6 protein-coding genes and 1 pseudogene are annotated in these 6,448 nt (G+C 40.4%); 3 read left to right on the forward strand and 4 right to left on the reverse strand.

Translation table 11 applies throughout. The features are described from left to right. Nucleotides 1-44 precede the first annotated feature (44 nt). The 4 genes from tpx to QM877_RS05950 all read right to left on the reverse strand — a co-directional run bounded on the left by tpx (nt 45) and on the right by QM877_RS05950 (nt 3,186). Nucleotides 45-539 (reverse strand): thiol peroxidase, encoded by a 495-nt coding sequence (gene tpx / locus QM877_RS05935; RefSeq protein ID WP_414317847.1) that lies wholly within the window; start codon nt 537-539, stop codon nt 45-47. A gap of 118 nt (nt 540-657) precedes the next feature. Next, nucleotides 658-1,587 (reverse strand): metal ABC transporter substrate-binding lipoprotein/adhesin PsaA, encoded by a 930-nt coding sequence (gene psaA, locus QM877_RS05940; RefSeq protein WP_414317848.1) that lies wholly within the window; start codon nt 1,585-1,587, stop codon nt 658-660. Between the two features lie 31 nt (nt 1,588-1,618). After that, nucleotides 1,619-2,467 carry a metal ABC transporter permease gene (locus QM877_RS05945; protein WP_000559776.1) on the reverse strand — a complete coding sequence of 283 codons (849 nt, stop codon included), beginning with the start codon at nt 2,465-2,467 and terminating at the stop codon, nt 1,619-1,621. Continuing rightward, entirely contained in the window at nt 2,464-3,186 is a 723-nt protein-coding gene (locus QM877_RS05950; protein WP_414317849.1) for a metal ABC transporter ATP-binding protein, read from the reverse strand. The genes QM877_RS05945 and QM877_RS05950 overlap by 4 nt, the downstream gene beginning before the upstream one ends. A gap of 178 nt (nt 3,187-3,364) precedes the next feature. Between QM877_RS05950 and QM877_RS05955 the strand changes: the two genes are divergently transcribed. The 3 genes and pseudogenes from QM877_RS05955 to QM877_RS05965 all read left to right on the forward strand — a co-directional run. Continuing rightward, a complete protein-coding gene (locus QM877_RS05955; protein ID WP_414317850.1) occupies nt 3,365-5,257 on the forward strand; it encodes a M13 family metallopeptidase in 1,893 nt (630 codons plus the stop codon). 86 nt (nt 5,258-5,343) lie between these two features. Beyond that, nucleotides 5,344-6,108 (forward strand): hypothetical protein, encoded by a 765-nt coding sequence (locus QM877_RS05960; protein WP_414317851.1) that lies wholly within the window; start codon nt 5,344-5,346, stop codon nt 6,106-6,108. A 252-nt stretch (nt 6,109-6,360) separates the two neighbouring features. Next, nucleotides 6,361-6,448, forward strand: a pseudogene (locus QM877_RS05965) (IS200/IS605 family transposase); the annotation flags it as partial.

Raw genomic sequence — 6,448 nt, forward strand, 5'->3', positions numbered from 1 at the left:
CTAGATTTCTCTAGCTTTCTGCCTTGTTATAAGTGGGCTTTCTTTTAGTCAAGCGACTTTGCTGCTTCAATGGCTGCTTCAAAGTTTGGTTCGCTGTTGATATTGTCTACGTATTCAACATAGCGAATGATATTGTCAGCATCAAGGACAAAGACTGCGCGCGCAAGCAGATGCCATTCATTGATTAAGAGCGCGTAATCACGTCCAAAAGAGTGGTCGAAGTAGTCTGAGAGCATGATGGCATTTTCAATTCCCTCTGCGCCACACCAACGTTTTTGAGCAAATGGAAGGTCCATAGAAACAGTAAGGACAACAGTGTTGTTCAAGCTAGCCAATTCTTGGTTAAAGCGACGAGTCTGAAGTGAGCAGATCCCAGTGTCGATAGAAGGAATGACACTCAAAATCTTTTTCTTACCATCAAAGTCAGCCAGTGATTTTTTAGAAAGGTCAGTTGTTGTTAGAGAAAAGTCAAGCGCCTTGTCTCCTACTTGTAGTTGTTTCCCTGTAAAAGTTACAGGATTTCCAAGGAATGTAGTCATAAGCTACTCCAATCTTTTTTCTTTCATTCTACATTAAATGTTCAGACTTTTCCAATAGTTTGACTGAAAATTGATTAGACAAAAACGCCAATTCAAGGAGAATGACGTTTTTAGAAATTTATTTTGCCAATCCTTCAGCAATCTTGTCAAGGTTGTATTTCATCATGTTGTAGTAGCTGTCACCTTCTTTACCTTGTTCTGCGATAGAGTCAGTAAAGATTTGTGCGTAGATTGGGATGTTTGTGTCTTGAGAAACAGTTTTCATTGGACGGTCATCCACACTTGATTCTACAAAGAGGGAAGGAGTTTTTGTTTGGCGAAGTTTTTCAACCAAGGTCTTGATTTGGTCAGGTGTTCCTTCTTCTTCAGTGTTGATTTCCCAGATGTAGGCACTTGGGACACCGTAGGCTTTAGAGAAGTATTTGAAGCATCCTTCGCTGGTTACGATGAGTTTTTTCTCAGCAGGGATGTTGTTAAATTTCTCTTTAGCTTCCTTGTCAAGCTTGTCTAGTTTTTCAGTATATTCTTTGAGATTTTTTTCGTAGAATTCCTTGTTGCTAGGGTCTTTCGCGCTCAATTGTTTTGCGATATTTTTAGCAAAAATCATACCGTTTTCAAGGTTGAGCCAAGCGTGTGGGTCTTCTTTGCCTTTTTCATTTTGGCCTTCAAGGTAGATAACATCAACGCCTTCGCTGACTGCAAAGTAGTCTTTGTTTTCAGTTTTCTTGGCATTTTCTACCAATTTTGTAAACCAAGCATTGCCACCTGTTTCAAGGTTGATCCCGTTATAGAAAATCAAATCAGCTTGAGAAGTTTTCTTAACGTCTTCAGGAAGTGGTTCGTATTCGTGTGGGTCTTGACCAACAGGGACGATACTGTGAAGATCAATCTTGTCACCAGCAATATTTTTAGTAATATCAGCGATGATTGAGTTTGTAGTAACAACTTTTAGTTTTTGACCAGAAGCTGCATCTTTTTTTCCGCTAGCACATGCTACAAGAACAATGGCGGAAAGAAAGAGAACGAGTAATGTACCTAATTTTTTCATTAGATCCTCCAATTTAGTGGGGTTCTGCCCCTTATTTTAACAAATGTTTATTTTTCAGTTTCAAATATCGTTGTTTTGGAGCGATAAAGAAGCTAATGAGAAAGAAACTAGCGGCTGTAAGCACGATACTAGAACCTGCCGCAACGTTAAAGCTATAACCGATAAAGAGTCCCAAAACTGAAGCAGTCGCTCCAAAGGTTGAGGAAAGGAAAATCATACTTTTCAGGCTATTAGCATACAGATAAGCAGTTGCCGCTGGGGTAATCAGCATGGCTACAATCAGGATAGTTCCGACACTTTGCATGGCTGTCACAGACACAAGAGTTAGGAGTACCATGAGAAGGTAGTGATAGAAATTGACAGGCATTCCCATGGCTTTAGCCAAGAGTTCATCAAAGGAAGTTATCAAGAGTTGCTTGAAGAAAATCCAGATTAACAAGAGAATGGCTGCCCCTACCCCCATGGTAATAAACATATCCGTATCTTGGACGGCTAGGATATTACCAAAAAGGATATGGAAAAGGTCAGTTGAACTTTTAGCGACACTAATCAAGATGATACCGAGGGCTAAGAAAGAAGAAAAGGTAATGCCGATGGCGGTATCGCTTTTGATAATCGAGTTCCCCTTGATGTAGGTAATGATGATGGCAGCTAGCAATCCAAAGACAATGGCTCCGATAAAGAAGTCAAGGCCCAAGATAAAGGAGAGGGCTACACCTGGCAAGACAGCATGTGAAATGGCATCTCCCATGAGTGACATCCCGCGTAGAATAATGAAACATCCTACAGCTCCAGCTACGACCCCGATGACAATGGCTGTTATCAAGGCATTTTGCAAGAAATGGAATTTTTGCAATCCATCGATAAATTCTGCAATCATAGGTCACCTCCATTGAAAAAGAGTCGATTACCGTAAGCTTCTTTGAGATTGGCTTCGGTAAAGGTTTCTTTGGTTGGACCAAAGGCAATCACTTCTCGATTGACAAGCAAGACTTGATCGAAGTAGTGGGGAACCTTGCTGAGGTCGTGGTGGACGATCAGAACCGTCTTCCCAGCTTTTTTCAGATCTCTCAGCGTATTCATGATGATTTCCTCACTGACAGAGTCAATCCCAACAAAGGGCTCATCCAAGAGGATATAGTCGGCTTCCTGCACCAAACATCTGGCAATCAAGACCCGCTGGAATTGACCTCCAGACAGTTGACTGATTTGCCGTTCTGCGTAGTCAGCTAGACCGACGATTTCAAGGGCTTCTTTCACTTTCTTCCAATGTTTAGCATTTAAACTGCGAAAGAGAGGGATAGAGGGAAAGAGTCCTAGAGAGACACATTCCTTGACCTTGATGGGAAAGTTGTAGTCGATATTGATTTTTTGTTCGACATAGGCGATTCGATGTAAGGATTTTTTCACTTCCTTGTCATCGAGAAATGCCTGACCTTGATGTGGGATAATTCCCAGCATCCCTTTTAATAATGTTGATTTCCCAGCACCGTTTGGACCAATGATACCGGTAATTGTTGGTCCATGGAGCACTAGAGAAATATCCTTAAGTGCCAACGTTTCTTTGTAGGAGACACTGAGGTTTTCGATACGTATCATACAGTTATATTCCTCCTATTTTTAATATACCTTAATTTTATTTTTAAGTCAAGTTAATTTTTGTAAAAATTTAAAATATTAATGATTAAAATAAGAGGGCAACTCGGCATTTTTAATTGCAATCCCAAGGGAATTTTGCTAAGCTAGGAATAAGTTAAAATAGGAAAGAGAGAATAAAATGACACGTTATCAAGATGATTTTTATGATGCTATAAATGGTGAATGGGAAAAGACTGCCGTCATTCCAGCTGACAAATCACGAACAGGTGGTTTTATCGACCTTGACGAAGAAATTGAAGAGTTGATGCTAACAACAACTGACAAGTGGTTGGCTGGAGAAGATGTTCCTGAAGATGCCATATTAGCAAATTTTGTTAAGTACCATAGTATGGTCAGAGATTTTGACAAACGAGAAGCAGATGGAATCAAACCAGTCCTCCCTTTACTGAATGAATATCAAGATTTGGAAAGTTTTGCGGATTTCGCAAGTAAACTAGCTGCATTCGAATTAGCTGGTAAACCAAACTTCCTTCCATTTGGAGTATCACCAGACTTTATGGATGCTAGAACCAATGTTCTTTGGGCTAGTGCTCCAGGAACAATCTTGCCTGACACAACCTACTATGCGGAAGACCATCCACAGCGTGAGGAATTGTTGAACCTTTGGAAAGAAAGTACTTCTAATCTCCTCAAAGCCTATAACTTTTCAGATGAAGAAATCGAAGATCTTTTAGAGAAACGTTTGGAATTGGACCGCCGTATCGCAGCTGTGGTCCTCTCTAACGAAGAAAGTTCAGAATATGCTAAACTTTATCATCCATATTCTTATGACGATTTCAAAAAGTTTGCTCCTGCCCTTCCATTGGATGACTTTTTCCAAGCTGTTCTTGGTCAAGTACCTGATAAGGTCATTGTAGATGAAGAACGTTTCTGGCAAGCAGCAGAGCAATTCTATAGTGAAGAAGCTTGGCCTTTGCTCAAGGCAAGCTTGATCTTGAGTGTGGTCAATCTTTCAACGAGCTATTTGACAGATGAGATTCGTATCTTGTCAGGTGCTTATGGCCGTGCTCTTTCAGGTGTTCCAGAAGCCCAAGATAAACGCAAGGCTGCTTACCACTTAGCGCAAGGACCATTCAAACAAGCCCTTGGACTTTGGTATGCCCACGAAAAATTCTCTCCTGAAGCTAAGGCAGACGTTGAGAAAAAAGTGGCAACTATGATTGATGTTTATAAGGAACGCTTGGCTAAGAATGACTGGTTGACTCCTGAAACACGAGAAAAAGCTATCGTCAAACTCAATGTCATCAAGCCTTATATCGGTTATCCAGAAGAATTGCCAGCTCGCTACAAGGATAAAGTAGTAGACGAAAACGCTAGCCTCTTTGAGAATGCCCTATCCTTTGCGCGCGTGGAAATCAAGCACAGTTGGAGCAAGTGGAACCAGCCAGTTGACTACAAAGAGTGGGGCATGCCTGCTCACATGGTCAATGCCTACTACAATCCACAAAAGAACTTGATTGTTTTCCCAGCCGCTATTTTACAGGCACCATTCTATGACTTGCATCAGTCATCTTCTGCCAACTATGGAGGTATCGGTGCGGTAATCGCTCATGAAATTTCTCACGCCTTTGATACCAACGGAGCTTCCTTTGATGAAAATGGAAGTCTCAAGGACTGGTGGACAGAGAGCGACTATGCAGCCTTTAAAGAGAAAACGCAGAAGGTTATCGACCAGTTTGATGGTCAAGAATCTTACGGCGCAACTATTAACGGTAAATTGACCGTATCAGAAAACGTTGCGGACCTAGGAGGTATCGCTGCTGCTCTTGAAGCTGCTAAAAGAGAACCAGACTTCTCAGCTGAAGAATTCTTCCATAACTTTGCGCGTATTTGGCGTATGAAAGGCCGCCCAGAGTTGATGAAACTCATGGCCAGTGTCGATGTGCACGCGCCAGCTAAACTCCGTGTCAATGTCCAAGTGCCAAACTTTGATGATTTCTTTACAACCTATGATGTCAAAGAAGGCGACGGAATGTGGCGCTCACCAGAAGACCGTGTGATTATTTGGTAGAATGATTTCCTAACTAAGTATAACTTGGGTTAATGATTCATTTATGAAGTTTATCCATCTGAAAATGCAATGCTATAGAGGTTAATATGAAGAAATATTTAATGATGCTTTTAGCTATTTTTTCAATTTCAGTTTTGGCATCTTGTGGTCTCAATAAAAATAGGAGCAATACAGAACCTTCATCTGCACTATCATCTGTTTCCAAAGACGATAAGACTAGTGCATCAACAGAAGCAAAGACTGAAAATACAAGTAACTCTTCGACCAAGGCGTCACAATCGACTGCTGAAAATAAGAAGGAAACTGGACAAGATGTATATAAAGAAGTGATTGAACGTTATAATCACTATACAGAGCTTTTAAAACAAGGTAATAGAGAAGATTTATACGAGGAAAATAAACAACACAAGATTGCATCAGAAGAATATGGCATGATTTTCTCTCGAATGGATTATCAAAATGCACCAGATTGGAAATATGCCCTTCTTGATTTGAATAAGGATGGGCAAGATGAGTTACTTATTGGCGATGAAAAATTTGTTTCAGCCATTTATTATTTGGAAAATCAAAAACCAAACTTACTTCACACAGCTTATGTAGCTTCTGCAGGTGGTTTTCGCTCAGGCTTTGTTATTTACGAAAATGGTCTAGTCTCTTATGCAGACTGGCAGTCAACTCGTCCAGAAATGAACCTGGCTCTATATTCGTTTGAAAAAAATGGAGTGCAGAAGATTAAAGAAGCAACTATTCAAATCGGTGGCAATGAGAAAGCAGAGCAAGTTTTAGATATCTCTTCTGAAAAGCTTGATTTGGCTAACATCGACTGGAAAGAATTGAATCCAGCTAATTAGTTTTGAATTGTTTTTCTAGTCAATTTTGATTCTACCGAGCAAGTAGTGATGTAGAAATTGAAGCTACACAAAAACCAAGGATGATTGTCCTTGGTTTTTATGTTATGTGACTTTCAGTCCGTCTCGCTCCGTTAGGTGCGAGACAAATAAACCACCCGCTATGCGGGTGCGCGTCGAAGGTTATACCAAAAAAACTCCAAACGCGATACAATAAAGGTGTTCAAGCCAATTGTAAAGCGAAAGGAGAAAAATATGGCTCAAAAAGCACATAGTTTATCACACACAAAATGGATGTGTAAATATCACATTGTGTTCACCCCTAAGTATAGACGAAAAGAGA

Source organism: Streptococcus infantis (genome assembly GCF_047463655.1).
Classification (GTDB): Bacteria; Bacillota; Bacilli; order Lactobacillales; family Streptococcaceae; genus Streptococcus; species Streptococcus infantis_Z.